Annotated in this window: 17 protein-coding genes; 15 read left to right on the top strand and 2 right to left on the bottom strand. The window is 58.3% G+C overall.

Annotated elements, in window-relative coordinates:
- Positions 1–350: 350 nt before the first annotated feature.
- On the bottom strand, positions 351–1,025 hold the full coding sequence (locus tag KVT34_RS16495; protein WP_217559911.1) for an SIMPL domain-containing protein: 675 nt from the start codon (positions 1,023–1,025) through the stop codon (positions 351–353).
- A gap of 203 nt (positions 1,026–1,228) precedes the next feature.
- On the opposite strand from KVT34_RS16495, the gene KVT34_RS16500 reads away from it, so the two are divergent.
- From KVT34_RS16500 to cysK, 15 genes are all read left to right on the top strand, one after another.
- The gene (locus KVT34_RS16500) at positions 1,229–1,789 is read left to right on the top strand and encodes an AAA family ATPase (RefSeq protein WP_217559912.1); all 561 of its coding nucleotides are present in this window, start codon (positions 1,229–1,231) and stop codon (positions 1,787–1,789) included.
- A gap of 62 nt (positions 1,790–1,851) precedes the next feature.
- Positions 1,852–2,643, top strand: a complete 792-nt coding sequence (locus KVT34_RS16505) for a phosphotransferase enzyme family protein (RefSeq protein ID WP_217559913.1) — start codon at positions 1,852–1,854, stop codon at positions 2,641–2,643.
- Positions 2,644–2,753: 110 nt separating this feature from the next.
- The gene (locus KVT34_RS16510) at positions 2,754–2,921 is read left to right on the top strand and encodes a hypothetical protein (RefSeq protein WP_217559914.1); all 168 of its coding nucleotides are present in this window, start codon (positions 2,754–2,756) and stop codon (positions 2,919–2,921) included.
- A 145-nt stretch (positions 2,922–3,066) separates the two neighbouring features.
- Positions 3,067–3,606 (top strand): GNAT family N-acetyltransferase, encoded by a 540-nt coding sequence (locus KVT34_RS16515; RefSeq protein ID WP_042231030.1) that lies wholly within the window; start codon positions 3,067–3,069, stop codon positions 3,604–3,606.
- A 103-nt stretch (positions 3,607–3,709) separates the two neighbouring features.
- On the top strand, positions 3,710–4,579 hold the full coding sequence (locus KVT34_RS16520) for a transporter substrate-binding domain-containing protein (RefSeq protein WP_217559916.1): 870 nt from the start codon (positions 3,710–3,712) through the stop codon (positions 4,577–4,579).
- Between the two features lie 33 nt (positions 4,580–4,612).
- Positions 4,613–5,395: an amino acid ABC transporter permease gene (locus tag KVT34_RS16525; RefSeq protein WP_217559917.1), complete on the top strand. Its 783-nt coding sequence runs from the start codon at positions 4,613–4,615 to the stop codon at positions 5,393–5,395.
- Positions 5,385–6,095, top strand: a complete 711-nt coding sequence (locus KVT34_RS16530; protein WP_217559918.1) for an amino acid ABC transporter permease — start codon at positions 5,385–5,387, stop codon at positions 6,093–6,095. The genes KVT34_RS16525 and KVT34_RS16530 overlap by 11 nt, the downstream gene beginning before the upstream one ends.
- Positions 6,092–6,844 carry an amino acid ABC transporter ATP-binding protein gene (locus KVT34_RS16535; RefSeq protein WP_042231026.1) on the top strand — a complete coding sequence of 251 codons (753 nt, stop codon included), beginning with the start codon at positions 6,092–6,094 and terminating at the stop codon, positions 6,842–6,844. The genes KVT34_RS16530 and KVT34_RS16535 overlap by 4 nt, the downstream gene beginning before the upstream one ends.
- 201 nt (positions 6,845–7,045) lie before the next feature.
- A complete protein-coding gene (locus KVT34_RS16540) occupies positions 7,046–8,107 on the top strand; it encodes an LLM class flavin-dependent oxidoreductase (RefSeq protein ID WP_217559919.1) in 1,062 nt (353 codons plus the stop codon).
- Between the two features lie 98 nt (positions 8,108–8,205).
- Entirely contained in the window at positions 8,206–9,399 is a 1,194-nt protein-coding gene (locus KVT34_RS16545) for an amidohydrolase (RefSeq protein ID WP_217559920.1), read from the top strand.
- Complete coding sequence (gene solA, locus KVT34_RS16550) at positions 9,396–10,556, top strand: N-methyl-L-tryptophan oxidase (RefSeq protein ID WP_217559921.1); 1,161 nt, start codon at positions 9,396–9,398, stop codon at positions 10,554–10,556. Before KVT34_RS16545 ends, solA begins: the two co-directional genes overlap by 4 nt.
- A 20-nt stretch (positions 10,557–10,576) precedes the next feature.
- Entirely contained in the window at positions 10,577–11,059 is a 483-nt protein-coding gene (locus tag KVT34_RS16555) for a DinB family protein (protein ID WP_217559922.1), read from the top strand.
- Between the two features lie 24 nt (positions 11,060–11,083).
- A complete protein-coding gene (locus KVT34_RS16560; protein WP_217559923.1) occupies positions 11,084–12,409 on the top strand; it encodes an LLM class flavin-dependent oxidoreductase in 1,326 nt (441 codons plus the stop codon).
- 194 nt (positions 12,410–12,603) lie between these two features.
- Entirely contained in the window at positions 12,604–13,167 is a 564-nt protein-coding gene (locus KVT34_RS16565) for an OsmC family protein (RefSeq protein WP_217559924.1), read from the top strand.
- Between the two features lie 35 nt (positions 13,168–13,202).
- Entirely contained in the window at positions 13,203–14,168 is a 966-nt protein-coding gene (cysK, locus tag KVT34_RS16570) for a cysteine synthase A (protein WP_217559926.1), read from the top strand.
- Positions 14,169–14,425: 257 nt separating this feature from the next.
- Here cysK and KVT34_RS16575 read toward each other — a convergent pair whose 3' ends face one another.
- The gene (locus tag KVT34_RS16575; RefSeq protein ID WP_217559928.1) at positions 14,426–15,772 is read right to left on the bottom strand and encodes an LLM class flavin-dependent oxidoreductase; all 1,347 of its coding nucleotides are present in this window, start codon (positions 15,770–15,772) and stop codon (positions 14,426–14,428) included.
- Positions 15,773–15,805: the final 33 nt, after the last annotated feature.

Consider the following 15,805-nt stretch of genomic DNA (forward strand, 5'->3'; position numbering starts at 1 on the left):
GAAGCGGTAGAGGGAGCGTAGTCGAGCGAGAGCCGACAGGGAGCGCAGCCGGAGCCGAGCCATAGCGGAGCGGACACAGCGCCCGCCTGACCCGGCCCGCGCCTTCAGCGCGAGCCTTCGTGACGGCAGCAGGCAAGCGCCGTTCCCGCGGAGCCGCCGGGCTCGCCCACGAAGCACGGGTGCGTGTTCCGGCGTTGCTCCGGTATGGCCGCTTACCTCCCGCGCCCCTGCTCCCAACGTAAGAGAGCGTATCCCGGCTGGCGGATACGCTCTCTTCGTTGTGCTGTCCGGCCCAAAAAGAGCGTCCCCGACTGACGAGATAGGCTCTTTTTTCGTTGTGCCCGGCCGCGCTAGCTGAAGGTGTACCGCGCGCTCACGGCGGCATAAACATGCAGCTCACCCGGCTGAATCGGGGTGGTGGGACCGGCGGCCAGCATAGAGGCTTTGAACGGGACGGGCTCGTTCTGGCCGCTAAGCTCCCGGACGGACTCCGGAACCGTCGCCAAGGTGACCCCGAGGGACGCCGCTATCGTCAGCGCCTTCTCCCGGGCGTTCCGGACGGCGAGGGTCAGCGCTTCCTTGCTGTATTTCTGCGGCTGGGACGTCCGGAAAGAAATTCCCGAAACGGAGTTGGCCCCTTTGGAGACGGCGGTATCGACAATCGTTCCGGTTTCTCCGACCCGATCCGTCGTAATTTTCAGCAGATGAGTGACCCGGTAGCCGCGAAAAATCTGTTTGCCGTCCTGAAAGTCGTACTGGGGATCGATCCGGAATTCGTCCGTCTGGATGCTGCTCCGGGGGATTCCGAGCTGCAGGAGGGAGTCGATCACGGCCGAGATGATCCGGGCGTTCTCGGCCTGCGCGGGCGAGAGGGCTTCTCCCTCCGTGACGGCTCCCAGCACGATCACGGCTTGGTCGGGAATGACGGAAACGATTCCGTCGCCCCTAACTTCAATGACAGCCGGTTTGCCTGCCCGGTATCCGGGTGACGGGGGAAGCGGCGGCGGGGGTGCAAAACCGTACATGGCCGGTCTCCTTTCTGGATGCGAGAGGTGTTATATCTTAGTGTATGGAATCCGGGCCTTCCGCATGCCGGCAGCATGGATACGCCGTTCCACGGACGGACCGGCGGCAGGTTTGATTATAACGAAACTCTCCTTACGGCGTTTTGCCGGCGATTGGCTACAATGGAAACATGAGAAATCGTCCGCAAAAGGAGGGGATTGGCATGATTCGGGATATTCATGCGATGTTTTTGGTGACCGGCATTATGGCAAGCGGCAAATCGACGGTCGCGCAGCTGTTGGCGGAGCGGTTCGAGAAATCGGTTCATCTCCGGGGAGATCATTTCCGTAAAATGATCGTCAACGACCGCAAGGAAGTTCATCCGGACGCGGAAGCCGATCAAATGGAGCAGCTTCTGCTGCGGTACAGGCTGACCGCACAAGCTGCGGACACCTATTATTCAGCCGGATTCACCGTCGTGATGCAGGATGTCGTCGTAGGCCGCGTGCTGAACGATTTCCTCTCGCTGCTGGAAGACAGGCCCCTGTACGTGATCGTACTGTGCCCCGGCGAGGAGGAAGTCGCGCGCAGAGAAGCGGCCCGGTCCAAGAAGGGATACGGCGTATGGACCGTATCCGCACTGAACGGCGTGCTGCACGGGGAAACCCCGCGGGTCGGTTTGTGGCTGGACTCGACCGGTCTGACGCCGGAGGAAACCGTGGATGCGATTTTGGAGCGCGTATGGGAGGAAGGCGCTGTCCGGGCCCCGGATCTCGGGGATTAGGAACGCTCGGATCTACCGAGTGTGGTTCTTTTCGGAGGCGAACAAAAAAAGGAGGTGCTTACATGTCTAATCATTCAAATGAGGAATTGTTAGCGGGGGGCAACGTCTCAAAGGTATATAGGTCGGGTAATACGGTCAGAAGGGAATTAAAGCCGAATAGCCGCAACATTCATGCCCTGTTAAACCATCTTGACAACAAAGGATACGACTATGCCCCTAAATACCTGGGTACGGATGAAAAAGGAAGAGAAATTTTATCCTTTATCGAAGGAGAAGCCGGTAATTATCCTTTGAAGAAATATATGCGGTCAGATGATGTTTTACGGGAAATTGCGAAAATGCTCCGTCTCTATCATGATGCTGTAAGCGACTTTTCATTTGATGACAGTTGGCGGCCGTTAGATGGTACTCCACAACCTTTGGAGGTCATATGCCACAACGATTTTGCCGTATACAACATTATTTTTCAGCATGAAAAACCGATAGGCATAATTGATTTTGATGCGGCCGGACCGGGTCCGCGGCTTTGGGACATCGCTTATACGCTTTACACTTGTGTGCCGTTAAGCCGATTGCATCTTACTGAAACGGGCGAAATCGTTTACTATGATTCCTCTCAAGATGCTTCCCGCATTAAAAACAGAGTGAAATTGTTTTTTGATCGTTACGGGGAAGGATTTGCGGAAAATTACATAGACATGGTACTGCTGCGGTTGGAAGGATTATGTAAAACGATAACAAGAAGAGCGAGTGAAGGTGACCTTGCTTTTCAAAAGATGCTGGATGAAGGACATCTTGAACATTATCGAAAGGATATTGCTTTCATTTCCGAGCATAGGAAGGACTGGACTTAAATCTTTCTTCCGTTAAAGGGGCTATGAAGGAGGTTTTGGGCGTATTACCGGAACATAGGATTCGTTTATCTGGAAACCGTGACGGGAGAACGGATGGAGCGCCAACCTGTATGAGAAAAAGCTGTAAGACGGCTGCGGCATGCAGCCTTTTTTTGCGCAGCCCTTTTATCGTGAGCGGGGTGCGCGAAGTAACGGCGGAGCTGCCGGAACCCCATGCGGCTGGAAATGAGGCTTCTTTCAAAAAACAACAAAAAATGGTTGATAACGTCCCGCTTTAGTGGTACAGTATTAAAAACTTAGTATTCCGCTTTGAATTGTCGAGTATCGACCGGACAGCCGGAGAAGTCGCTTCTAGTGACCTCTCTGGCTTTTTGCGTTGTTACGCGCAGTTCCACACCTAGGAGAAAAAGGAGTGTCAGATCTATGGGAAGCTCACCCTCCATCGTCATCCGTGAAGCGGCAGAGGCCGATCGCGAAGCGGTTCGCGCGGTGATGCTTGAAGCTTATCTGCAGTATGCCGACGTCATGTCCGCGCAAAGGTGGCAGCAGTACCGGGAAGATATCGGCGCCGCCGCCGACAAGGGCGATCCCGTCGCGCGGCTCGTTGCCGAGGCGGACGGGAAAATCGTCGGAACCGTCCAGTTGTTCGTTTCCTCGGAGGCGGCTTACGGCAGGCCGGAGCTGGAGATCCATACGCCGATTATCCGCTACTTATCCGTCTCGCCGGAAGCGCGGGGCAGAGGCGTCGCGACGGAGCTTATTAAAGAAAGCGCGAAGCGCTCCCTGGAGCTCGGGGCCTCCACGCTGCATCTTCATACGTCCGATATGATGGCTTCCGCCGTGAGCCTGTATGAGCGGCTGGGATTCCAGCGCGCGTTTGACAAGGAGTTCCACAACGGCGAGGTGCTTGTCAAAAGCTATCGGCTGGAGCTGCGCGAATCCGCCTTTTTTACGGCCTCGTAGAGAAAATCTTTACATAGGAGAGCGCAGGCAGAGGTAAGGCGGACGGCAAGAAAAAGCGCGATACATGTTCAACTATCCATAACGAAGCGGGGGAGCAAGTCTAATGAAGAGACAGGTAAACAAATGGTTGGCGGGAGCGGGAATTTTAGTGTTGGCGGCAGTGTCTGCAGGCTGCGGCAAAACCGTTGAAACGGGCGGAGGGACGACCTCGGCGGCCACGGACAAACCGGGGGAAAGCCCGGCGGGCCAAGCCCGGAAGATCATAGTCGGCACGGGGACCAAGTTCCCGCAGGTGTGCTTTATCGACCAGAACGGCAAGCTGACGGGGTTTGACGTGGAGCTGATCAAAGAGCTAGACAAGCGGATACCGGAATACGAATTCGAATTCAAAACGATGGAGTTCCAGAGTCTGCTGCTCAGCCTGGAAACGAACAAGATCGACTTCATCGCCCATCAAATGGAAAAAAATCCGGAGCGCGAGCAGAAATATTTGTTCAATAAAGAGCCGTACAGCATTTTCCTGAACAAAGTCGCCGTCGAGATCAATAACGACACGATCAAATCCATCGACGATCTGAAAGGCAAAAAAGTCCGCACCGGAGCGACAAGCAACGAAGCGTACATCCTCCAGGAGTACAACAAGAAGAACAACAACGCCATCGAGATCGTGTACGACAACGCCACGGCCAACGATCTGGTGGATAAAATCCGCAAAGGGCGCATCGACGCCACGGTGACGTCGGATTTCGCTCTCCGCAACTATACGGACAAAGACGGCAAGGTCGCGCTGAAAACGGTCGGCGAGCCGCTCACGGAGTCGGATGTGCTGTATGTATTCCGCAAAACGGACGGAAAGCTGGCCGATCGGATCGATCAGGCCATCAAGGAAGTGAAAGCGGACGGAACCCTGTCCAAGCTGAGCATTCAGTGGCTTGGCCAAGATTTCTCGAACGTGGGCACGCAGAAGAAATAAGAACCCGAAGGTTCGTACGAGAGAGGTGGTATCATGGGCAGAAGATTCGAGGCGGACTATATCTTCTTCTTTATTCCGAAGCTGCTTTCCTATCTGCACATTACGCTGCTGATCGTGGGAAGCTCCATCCTGCTGGGGCTGATCATCGGGTTTCTTATCGCTTTGCCCCGGCTCTATAACGTGCCTGTCCTGAGGCGGATCAGCGGAGTCTACGTGTCCTTCTTCCGGGGGACGCCGATTCTCATTCAGCTGTTCCTGATCTATTACGGACTGCCGGAATTGCTGAAAATCGTCCAGGTGGACGTGTCCAAAACGCCGGTGCTCCTGTTCGTCATTCTGACCTACTCGCTGCACACCGGCGCCTATGTCTCCGAGATGATCCGGTCGGCGGTGGCGGCCGTTGACCGGGGGCAGGTCGAGGCGGCCTATGCGGTCGGCATGAACGGGTACGAGGCATTCACCCGGATCGTTATGCCGCAGGCGCTCGGGATCGCGCTGCCCGTTTTCGGCAACCTGGTCATCGGGAACCTGAAAGATTCCTCGCTCGCCTTCACGCTGGGCGTCATGGAAATGACGGGCAAATCCGAGACGCTGGGCACGGCGACGCAGCATTTTATCGAAATTTATATCGCGCTGTCGCTGATTTATTTCGTCGTCAGCTTTATTTTGCAGAAAGGCTTCGATGCCGCCGAGAAAAGACTGCTGCGCCACAGCAGGCCGCTTGCGGACACGTCCGGTAAAACGGCGGCGCGCCCGAACATCTTCAGACGGCTCCAGCCGGGAATCAAAAAGGAGGCGCCGGGCTATGAACCTTGATCCTTCCTTCATCGGCACGGCTTTTCTGAGCCTGCTGTCGGCTCTGCCGGTTACCCTGTATATCACGGCGGTCTCCGTACTGGGAGGGCTTGTGATCGGCACAGCCATCGCGCTGGTGCGCATTTACCGGGTGCCGGTTCTGTATCCGGCGGCGGTCGCGTACGTGACCTTTATCCGGGGAACGCCGATGCTGATGCACTTGTTCCTCGTTTATTTCGGGCTTCCGGCGGTGCTGGATACGCTCGCGGACCGTTACGGCTGGTCCTTTAACTCAGGTTCCATCCCGCTCGTCGCTTTCGTGATCATCGCTTTCTCCATCACGGCGGGGGCCTATATGTCCGAAGTGGTCCGGGCGGGCATCGGGGCGGTGGACCGGGGGCAGATCGAGGCGGCTTACGCCGTCGGCCTGACGACTGCGCAGGCACTGCGGCGCATCGTGTTTCCCCAGGCATTTGCGGTCAGCCTGCCCAATTTGACGAACTCCGTCATTTCCATGCTGCATGCGACCACGCTCGCTTTTACCATCTCGGTGGTGGAAATTAACGCCCAGGCCAACATCGTGGCGTCTACGAACTGGAAGTTTTTCGAAGCCTATATCGCGGCCGCTCTCCTGTTCTGGGGTATTACGGTCCTGGTGGAAAAAGCATCGTCCGCTCTGGAAAAGCGGTTTACTCTTTACAATCGGGGTGGAGTGGCATGATTAAACTGACGGGCATTTCAAAATCGTTCGGGAAGCAGGAAGTGCTGAAAGGCATCGACCTGACCGTGCATAAAGGAGAAGTAGTCGTCATCCTGGGGCCGAGCGGATCTGGCAAAACGACGCTGCTGCGTTGCATCAATTTTCTGGAAAAGCCGAACGCCGGCGAAGTGACGATCGGGGATTTTACCGTCGACTGCAAGCGCTCGGGCCGCAAAGAGATTCATACGCTGCGCAAGAAAACCGCGATGGTTTTCCAGCAGTACAATTTGTTTAAGCACAAGACCGTTCTGGAAAATGTGATGGAAGGACTGGTCGTCGCGCAGAAGCTTCCGAAAGACGAGGCACGCGCGCGAAGCGCGGAAGTGCTGCTGAAAGTGGGGCTTTCCGGGAAGCTGGACGCCTATCCGAGCCAATTGTCAGGAGGTCAGCAGCAGCGTGTCGGAATCGCGCGGGCACTGGCTCTGAATCCGGAAGTTATCCTATTCGACGAACCGACGTCGGCCCTGGACCCCGAACTGGTCGGGGAGGTGCTTGCGGTCATCCGCAAAATCGCCAAAGAAGGCATTACGATGATTGTCGTGACGCATGAAATGGGATTCGCCAGAGAAGTGTCCAATCATGTGGTCTTTATGGACGGCGGCGCGATCGTCGAGGAAGGCCCGCCGGGCGAGCTGTTTAACGCGCCCAAGGAAGAGCGGACCCGCCAGTTTTTGAAGCGGATCACTCCCGAACTGAACTATTCCATTTAAAACGCGGAGCCGGAAAATGACGGAACCGCAAAGATGCAACTGCAAAGATGGAAATGCAGAGACGGAAATGCAAAAGACGGAACTGCAAAAGACGAAACTGCAAAAGACGAAACGGCAAAGACAGAACTGCAAGAGACCAACTGCAAAAACGGTTCCGTCTGCACGGCCGGAATTTGTTTTTTACAAGGAGGAAACCAAGATATGGCCATTAAACTGAGTATTCTGGACCAGACCCCTATCTATGAAGGTGACACCGGGACAGAGGCTTTCAAGCGGACCGTTGCACTGGCCCGGCGGGCGGAGGAGCTCGGTTATCACCGCTTCTGGGTAGCGGAACATCACGATTCCGCGCACGTCGCCGGATCTTCGCCGGAAGTGCTGATCTCCCATCTGCTGGCCAAAACCGAACGCATCCGGCTCGGATCGGGAGGCGTCATGCTCCAACATTACAGCCCGTACAAAGTCGCGGAAAACTTTAACGTGTTGTCCGCGCTCGGACCGGGAAGGATCGATCTGGGGATCGGCCGGGCTCCCGGCGGGCTGCCGAGATCGACGCAGGCGCTCCAAAAAAACGTCGTGGATGCCGACTCCCTGACGGACAAAATCGTCGAGCTGCGCAAATTTCTTCACAACCGGCTGGAAGAAGATCACCCGCTGGCCGGTCTCCGCGCGAATCCGGTACCGGAGCGGCCCGCGGATCTTTACGTGCTCGGAGCGAGCACGGGAAGCGCCCGGATTGCGGCGGAACTGGGTCTGCCTTACGTGTTCTCGCTGTTTATCAACGGAGATCCGCAAACGGCCGTGGAAGCCATCGGAACGTACCGGCGCGAGTTCAATTACGCGGACGGCGCGCAGCCGGCGGCGATACTCGCTTTGTCCGTCATTGCGGCCGGGAGCGAGGAAGAGGCGGAGGAACTGGCCGGGGACCATAAGCTGGTCAAAATCCATCTGGAAAGCGGCCGGACGATTACGGTCAGCACCTTGGAGCATGCGGAGGAGTTCGGTAAGCAGAGCAGCGAGAACTTCACGATCGAGGTGAAGGAGCCTTCGGTGACGAAAGGAACGATCGAAACCGTGAAAAAAGAGCTGCTGGAGCTGCAGCGGGCGACCGGTGTGGACGAATTTATCGTTTTGACCGCGGTCAAAGATTTTGCGAAGCGGCTGCGGTCGTTCGAACTGCTGATCGAAGCGCTGTCGGGTGCGGACACGGCGGCTGAACCGGAAGCGGAAACGGCCGGTCGGCGCGTATCGGTAGAAGCTTGAGCTGCCGCGATTGGCGGGCGGCAATCCGCCGCCGCATCACGCTCTTAAGCAGCCTTAAGCAATCTTAAGCAGTCTCAGTCAAAAGGAGGGCGAGAGCCATGACTAGCGAAACGCTGGCGCAGCAAGAGCAGTTGGAAGAACTGGCCGCAAAACTCGTTGCGGCCCGGCGCCATCTGCATGAAAATCCGGAGCTGTCTCACGAAGAATTCGAAACGACGGCTTTTATTAAAGCCTGGCTGGAGGAGGCCGGCATCCGTATCGCCCCTTATTCCCTGCGGACCGGGCTGATTGCCGAAGTGGGGGGGCTGCGTCCGGGGCCTGTGGTCGCCATCCGGGCGGACATTGACGCGCTGCCGATCCGGGAAGAGACCGGCCTTCCTTACGCGTCCAAGGTTCCGGGGAAAATGCACGCCTGCGGCCACGATTTTCACACGGCGGCCGTTCTCGGAGCCGCTTACCTGCTCAAGCAGCAGGAAAAGGAGCTTCCGGGCACGGTCCGCTTCTTGTTCCAGCCGGCCGAGGAGAAAGCGAGCGGAGCTCTCAAAGTGATCGGCAGCGGAGCGCTGGAGAACGTGCGGGCCGTATTCGGGCTGCACAACAAGCCGGATTTGCCGGTCGGGACGCTCGGCATCAAGGAAGGCCCGCTGATGGCGGCTGCGGACGGCTTCGTCGCCGAGATAGAAGGCCGGGGCTCGCACGCGGCCCTGCCCGAAGCCGGCAGCGATCCGATCGTGGCGTCCGCGCAGATCGTTTCGGCGGTCCAGTCCATCGTCAGCCGCAACATCAGCTCGCTGGACAGCGCCGTCGTCAGCGTGACGAAGCTGCACAGCGGGACCGCCTGGAACGTGATTCCGGAGAAAGCACTGCTGGAGGGCACGATCCGCACCTTCGACGAAGGCGTACGGAGCCGCGTACTGGGCCGCTTTCGCGAGGTCGTCGAGGGAGTGGCGGCCGCCAGCGGAACGAAAGCGTCGCTCCGCTGGATTCAGGGCCCGCCTCCCGTGAACAATTCCGCCGAGCTGGCCGATCTTGCGAGAATCACGGCGGACGCTCTCGGCTACCGCACGATTACGCCGCTCCCGTCTCCGGCAGGCGAAGACTTCGCCTTCTATCAGCGGGAAGTGCCGGGGCTTTTCGTCTTCGTCGGGACGGACGGACCGCACGAGTGGCATCATCCGGCGTTCGACCTGGATGAAGCGGCTCTTCCGGTGAGCGCGCGATTTTTCTCGGAGCTGGCCCGGCGCGCGCTCCTGGAACTGGCCGAACGGCCCGCAGGCGGAGCAAACGGATGAACGGCGGGATGACGTATGACGTCATCGTGGTCGGAGCGGGCTCGATGGGCATAAGCGCAGGCTATCACCTGGCGAAGCAGGGAGTGCGGACGCTGCTCATCGACTCCTTCAACCCGCCGCACGGGGAAGGCAGCCATCACGGAGAGCCCCGGCTTATCCGCCACGCTTACAGCGGAGGGCCCGCCTACATCACGATGGCGCTGCGGGCCCAGGAGCTCTGGGAGGAGCTCCAGGCGGAGACCGGCGCGGAGCTGATGGTCCCGTCCGGGGTGATCAACATCGCGGGGGGTGACGCGTTCCGGACGCGGGCCGAAGACGCCCGGAAGCTGGGCGTCCGCGTGGAACTGCTGGACGCGGCCGAGATCGGCCGCCGGTGGCCGGGCTTCGAGCTGCCGGAGCATTTCGCCGGGATGTATGAACCGGACGCCGGATATCTGTTCAGCGAGAGGTGCGTCGCCGCTTACCGGAGGCTGGCCGAGGAGGCCGGAGCCCGGCTGCTGACGGATACGTCCGTGCGCCAATTGAACGCCCGGGAGGGCGGCGTCGCCGTTCATACGGACCAGGGCGTGTACTATGCGCAGCAGGCCATCCTCGCCACCGGCGCCTGGTTCCGGACGCTGGAGCCGTTCGTGAAGCTGCCCGTCCGGGCGGTCCGCAAAGCGGTAGGCTGGTTTCAGCCGAAGCAGCCTCTGTTCGGTGCGGGCCGCTTCCCGGGCTTCACCATCGGCAGCGGCGACGGAGGCTACTACGGCTTTCCGGACATCGGCGGCGCGGGGGTCAAAATCGGCAGACACGACACCGGCTTGGAATGGACGGCGGGCGAGGCGCTGGAACCCTTCGGCCGCTACGAAGAGGATGAAGGGGATCTGCGCCGGGCGCTGGAAGCTTATATGCCCCAGGCGGCAGGCCCGTTGAACCGCGGAGCCGTCTGCAAATATGAGCTTTCCCCCGACGAACAGTTTATGATCGACCGTCATCCGGTCCATCCGTCCGTTCTTTTGGCGGGAGGATTTTCGGGACACGGGTTTAAATTTTCGAGTGTCGTCGGGGAGATTCTCGCCGATCTGACGCTGTACGGACGGACACCGTTCGATATCGGGCCGTTTGCTTTGACGCGTTTTACACAAGGGTCCCCGGGTCCCATGGTCTCCGGATGACTACATAAGGAGGAAAAGAAATGAGCGGTTCCGGCATTTTAAACGTAGATATCCAACTTTACTTATCGGTATACGATAAATTGAAACTGGCGGTCGCGGGACTGGACGAAGAGCAGCTCAAGCGGAAAGAAGCCCCGGGAAAATGGAGCATTACGGAAGTGCTGGCGCATCTGGCCGACCACAATATCGTGGTCTCCTTCCGCATCCGCGAAATTTTGGCGGGCTCCGATAAGATTCTGCCGGGATTCGCTCAGGACCCGTGGGTGGAAGGACAGCGGGCGAACGAAAGCAGCGTTTCCGAACTATTGGACGCTTATGCGGCGCTGCTGCAATATAACGCGGTCTTGTTCCGGCGGCTTACAGAAGCGGATTGGGAGAAAACCGGTGTCAATTTCAAAGGGGAGACCGTCACCCTGGCGTCCGTCGTGAATGCTTTCACGGCGCATGTGCAAACTCATCTGGCGCAAATCGAACGGATCAAAACCGTGGTAACGGCGGTGTAAGAACAGCGGAAGGGGAGAAGGATCATGAGTAAAAAAAGACAGTTAAAGCTGGGCGCGCTTCTGCACGGTGTCGGCGGTAATCCGGCGATGTGGAGGCACCCCGACTCTCAGCCGGACGCGAGTGTGAATTTCGAGCTGTACAAAAAATGGGTGCGGAAGGCGGAAGCGGGCAAGTTCGATCTGATCTTCATCGCCGACGGCTTGTATATCAACGAGAAGTCGATCCCGCATTTCCTGAACCGTTTTGAACCGATTACGATTCTGAGCGCTCTGGCTGCCGTGAGTACACACATCGGCCTCGTCGGAACCCTGTCGACCTCGTACAGCGAGCCGTTTACGGTCGCCCGGCAGTTCGGTTCCCTAGACGTCATCAGCGGCGGTCGCGCGGGGTGGAACGTCGTTACTTCACCGCTCGAAGGGTCCGCGTTAAATTACGGCAAATCGCACCCCGAGCACGATCTGCGCTACAAAATCGCGGAAGAATACTTGGATGTGACAAAAGGATTGTGGGATTCTTGGGAAGACGACGCTTTCGTGCGGGATAAAGAGTCCGGCGTATTTTTCGATCCCGGGAAGCTGCACACCTTGAATCATCAGGGGGAATTTTTCTCCGTCCGGGGGCCGCTTAACATTGCCCGTTCCAGACAGGGGCAGCCGGTTATTTTCCAGGCGGGGTCCTCTGAAGTGGGCAAAAACTATGCGGCTAAAGTGGCGGACGCCATTTTCACCGGGCAGGAGAACTTGGAAGACGCCGTCCGCTTCTACAAGGAAGTGAAGGAGAGGGCCGTTTCGCACGGGCGATCGCCGGACGACGTGCTTATTTTTCCGGGCATCGGACCGATTATCGGATCGACCGAGGAGGAGGCGGAGCGCAAGTACCAGGAGGTTGCGGACCTGGTGACGATCGAGACGGCGCTCGATTATTTGGGCCGCTTTTTCGAGCATCACGATTTCTCACAGTATCCCCTGGATGAGCCGTTCCCGGATCTCGGCGATCTCGGCAAGAACAGCTTCCAAAGCGGGACCGACAAAATCAAGGAAGAAGCGAAAGAGAAAAACCTCACGCTTCGTCAGGTAGCTCTGCAGGCCGCAACGCCGAAAGGACGTTTTGTCGGAACGCCCGAAAAGGTCGCGGACCTTATCCAGGAGTATTTCGAAGCGGGCGCCGTGGACGGCTTTATGCTTTCCGCCGCCGTTCCGAGCGGGCTGGAGGATTTCGTGGATCACGTGGTGCCGATCCTCCAGCAGCGCGGCATTTTCCGCACGGAGTACGAAAGCGATACGCTCCGGGGCAATCTCGGGCTGCCGGTACCGGCCAACCGGTATGCGAAACAGCCGGAGACGGTGTGAGCCGAGAGCCGAGTTGATACGGTTTGGCGGCGCTGTGACGCTGTCGCGTATAGCATGCGCGTGAGTCCGGTGCCGTGTGCGTAGATCACGTTCGACGGGAAATCGCTGCCTCACCTGTTCTGAGGGGGATACTTTAGAGCAGGCGGGGCTAGTTAAGGAGCAGCAGTTCAATCCATGGGAACGGAGTGAGCGATATGAGCCAGTTAAACGATTATTTGGCCGCCAAAAAGAAGTCTCTGGAGGAGCGCGAGGAAGAGCGCGAACGAGTCTCGAATCAGCCGTCGGACGTACTGAAGGCCAAGGTAAGAGCAAAGGACAGGAGCGGCGTAAGGGAAATCCGTATCCGGAATTTCCAGATTCTTAGCGACAGCCTGCCGGATTTTGCCGGATTCGACCTCGGTCCGAATTCGGCGGAGATTCAGCTCGGCGTGCTCGGAAGCTGCCTGACGCACATCACGCTGATTCAGGCTGCCCTGCGCGGGGTTCCGCTGGAATCGCTCGAGGTGGAGGTTGAAGGCGAGCTCCACAAGTTCGCCGGAAAAGACGGCTACGAAGAGATCCCCTTCTGGCCACACAACATCCGCTACACGCTGCACATCGAGTCGGCCGCTTCCAAGGAAGAAATCGCGGAGCTTCACCGGGGAGTCGAGGAAGTCTGCCCTATTTTAAACCTGCTTCAAAGACCTCAGGAAATAACGGGCAAGGTACTGCACTCTTCCGGCAGCGGAGAAGCGGAAGAAGTAACGGCCGGAAGCTGACATCGCGATCCGTTAGCCGGGAGGAGGCGGATCTCATGTCCGCAAGAGACGGAGAAGAGGTTGAAGAGGCCGGAAACATTCCCGCAATGGCGGGCAGCGTACTGGAGCTGATCGGGGATACTCCGGTCGTCCGTATCCGGCGGCTGTCGGGATTGAACGACGTTGAGCTTTACGTCAAGCTGGAGTCGTTCAATCCCGGCGGAAGCGTGAAAGACCGTGCGGCCCGGCATATGATCGGGCAGGCCGAACGGGATGGCAGGCTGCTCCCGGGCGGTACGATCATCGAAGTGACCAGCGGAAACACGGGCATCGGCATGGCGTTAGTGGCGGCCGTCAAGGGATACAGGCTTATCGTAATCATGTCCGATAACATGTCGGCGGAACGTACGGGAATTCTGCAAGCGTATGGGGCGGAAGTCGTCCTCTACCCGGCGGAAGAAAAGATCGAAGGCGGCCTCCGCAGAGCCAGGGAGCTGGAAAAGCGGATTCCCGGCAGCTTCGTTCCCGTCCAGTTCGAGAATGCCGGTAACGCCGACGTTCACCGGTTTACGACCGCTTCGGAAATATGGGAGCAGATGCAGGGAAAATTGGACGCATTCGTGTGTGCCTCGGGCACCGGAGGCACGATAACGGGCACGGGGGAGTCGCTTAAATCCAGACTGCCGGATTTGCGCATTTATGTCGTCGAATCGCGCTGTTCACCCTTACTCTCCGGCGGAGAGCCGGGGACTCACGGCATCCCCGGAATCAGTCCCAGCTTTATTCCGCCGGTCCTCAACACGCAGCTCTACGACGAGGTGCTGCAGATCGGGGACGAGGACGCGCATGAGACGGCCAGAGAGCTGGCCCGCCGGGAAGGGCTTCTTCTCGGGCCTTCCTCGGGAGCGGCCGTATGGGCGGGAATCCGGATCGCCAAAAGGCTCGGGAGAGGGAAGAAGGTGCTCTGCATCGCTCCCGATACGGGGGAGCGTTATTTAAGCACGGGGCTTTACGATGCTTGAAACCGTGCCTCCGTTTGCCGTTAGCAGTCGCTGTTTCGCCGGCAAATAAGGCCTGAACGCACCGGCAGCGAATGTCGACACGCAGGGAAATATTGTGCGCAGCATGCAGGCTCCGTAGCGACAGCGAGCCCGCATACGCCAAAAGGAGCCCGTGGAATCCGGGCTCCTTTTCTTTGTGCTTTTGCGCGTTGCTTACCCGCTTCAAAAGCGCGCCACGAAGCAAGCGGCCGCCTTCCGGCGCGCTCGCGAGTGCCCGTTTACGGGCGGGATACTACCTCCCGGGCGTAGCGGTTCTCCGGCACTCGCAGTCCGAGGTGCTCTCGGAGCGTATCGCCCGCATACTCCGTGCGGAACAGCCCGCGCTGCTGGAGAAGCGGGACGACTTCCTCCACGAAATCGTGAAGTCCGTCCGGCAGCAGCGGGGCCATCAGCATAAAGCCGTCGGCTGCGCGTTCCGTAAACCACTCTTCGAGCGTATCGGCAATTTTCTCCGGGGTGCCGACCCAGTCTTCCCGGCTGAAGGAGCCCGTAAGAAGCGAGTAGACTTCACGAAGCGTCGGATTCTCCCGGGCGATAACGGGCTGGTGTTTCCGGTAATCGGATTTGTCTAGTTGAAGGCGGTCCAGACCCGCGTCGGCGGCTCGGGATTCCAGCGTTAAGCCGGTGAAATCGACACCGGGGAAATAGTCTTTCAGGAAGCTGAAACCCGTTTCCTCGGAAATATACGATTCAAGCTGCCTGTATTTCTCGTCCGCTTCTTCCTGCGTTCGACCGATTACCGGAAAAATCCCCTGCAAAATGACGACCTCATCGGGTGACCGGCCGAAAGAGGCGACTTTGCTTTTGAACGTGTCGTAAAACTCCCGGGCCTCCTGTTTGCTGTACTTGATGGAGAAAATCACTTCCGCCCGCTTGGCGGCGAACTGCTGGCCGGATTCCGAGGTCCCCGCCTGCACCAGCACGGGATACCCCTGAGGCGAACGCGCGATATTCAGCGGTCCCTCGACGGAGAAGAATTCGCCCCGGTGGTTAAGGCGGTGCATTTTATCCGGATGGAAGAAAACACCGCTTTCCTTGTCCTGAACGAAGGCATCGTCCTCCCACGAATCCCAGAGCCCCGTCACGACCTCGACGAATTCCTCCGCTCGTTTGTAACGGAAGCCGTGCTCCAGATGATCCTGCGCTCCGAAGTTCCGGGCCGTGCTGCCGGACAGGTCGCGTGTCGTCACGATATTCCAGCCCGCCCGGCCTTTGCTGATCTGATCGACGGACAGCAGGGAACGCGCCAGATTGAACGGCTCGATGTAGGACGTGGAAGCGGTGGCGACGACGCCGATCTTGGACGTGGCGCCCGCAAGCGCGGTAATGAGGGTAACCGGCTCGAAACGGTTCAGGATATTCGGATGAGAATCCTCATTGATGGCGAGACTGTCCGCGATAAAAGCGATATCGAACTTGCCGCGTTCGGCCGTTTGGGCGAGCGCTTTGTAATAGTCGACGGAGATGCTGGCGCTTCGCTGCGCGTTCGGATGTTTCCACGAGGCGACATGCATTCCGGTGCCCACGAGGTAGGCGGATAGCTTGATTTGTCTGTTGGCTGCCAAAGGGGTTCCTCCTTATAACCTAGTTTTTTCATA

The organism is Paenibacillus sp. GbtcB18 (assembly GCF_019091125.1).
In the GTDB taxonomy this organism is placed as follows: domain Bacteria; phylum Bacillota; class Bacilli; order Paenibacillales; family NBRC-103111; genus Paenibacillus_F; species Paenibacillus_F chitinolyticus.

What these genes read in the sequence shown, in the direction of transcription:
- KVT34_RS16495 (WP_217559911.1), bottom strand. Translation starts at nt 1,025, where the DNA reads ATGTACGGTTTTGCACCCCCGCCGCCGCTTCCCCCGTCACCCGGATAC.
- KVT34_RS16500 (WP_217559912.1), top strand. Translation starts at nt 1,229, where the DNA reads ATGATTCGGGATATTCATGCGATGTTTTTGGTGACCGGCATTATGGCA.
- KVT34_RS16505 (WP_217559913.1), top strand. Translation starts at nt 1,852, where the DNA reads ATGTCTAATCATTCAAATGAGGAATTGTTAGCGGGGGGCAACGTCTCA.
- KVT34_RS16510 (WP_217559914.1), top strand. Translation starts at nt 2,754, where the DNA reads ATGAGAAAAAGCTGTAAGACGGCTGCGGCATGCAGCCTTTTTTTGCGC.
- KVT34_RS16515 (WP_042231030.1), top strand. Translation starts at nt 3,067, where the DNA reads ATGGGAAGCTCACCCTCCATCGTCATCCGTGAAGCGGCAGAGGCCGAT.
- KVT34_RS16520 (WP_217559916.1), top strand. Translation starts at nt 3,710, where the DNA reads ATGAAGAGACAGGTAAACAAATGGTTGGCGGGAGCGGGAATTTTAGTG.
- KVT34_RS16525 (WP_217559917.1), top strand. Translation starts at nt 4,613, where the DNA reads ATGGGCAGAAGATTCGAGGCGGACTATATCTTCTTCTTTATTCCGAAG.
- KVT34_RS16530 (WP_217559918.1), top strand. Translation starts at nt 5,385, where the DNA reads ATGAACCTTGATCCTTCCTTCATCGGCACGGCTTTTCTGAGCCTGCTG.
- KVT34_RS16535 (WP_042231026.1), top strand. Translation starts at nt 6,092, where the DNA reads ATGATTAAACTGACGGGCATTTCAAAATCGTTCGGGAAGCAGGAAGTG.
- KVT34_RS16540 (WP_217559919.1), top strand. Translation starts at nt 7,046, where the DNA reads ATGGCCATTAAACTGAGTATTCTGGACCAGACCCCTATCTATGAAGGT.
- KVT34_RS16545 (WP_217559920.1), top strand. Translation starts at nt 8,206, where the DNA reads ATGACTAGCGAAACGCTGGCGCAGCAAGAGCAGTTGGAAGAACTGGCC.
- solA (WP_217559921.1), top strand. Translation starts at nt 9,396, where the DNA reads ATGAACGGCGGGATGACGTATGACGTCATCGTGGTCGGAGCGGGCTCG.
- KVT34_RS16555 (WP_217559922.1), top strand. Translation starts at nt 10,577, where the DNA reads ATGAGCGGTTCCGGCATTTTAAACGTAGATATCCAACTTTACTTATCG.
- KVT34_RS16560 (WP_217559923.1), top strand. Translation starts at nt 11,084, where the DNA reads ATGAGTAAAAAAAGACAGTTAAAGCTGGGCGCGCTTCTGCACGGTGTC.
- KVT34_RS16565 (WP_217559924.1), top strand. Translation starts at nt 12,604, where the DNA reads ATGAGCCAGTTAAACGATTATTTGGCCGCCAAAAAGAAGTCTCTGGAG.
- cysK (WP_217559926.1), top strand. Translation starts at nt 13,203, where the DNA reads ATGTCCGCAAGAGACGGAGAAGAGGTTGAAGAGGCCGGAAACATTCCC.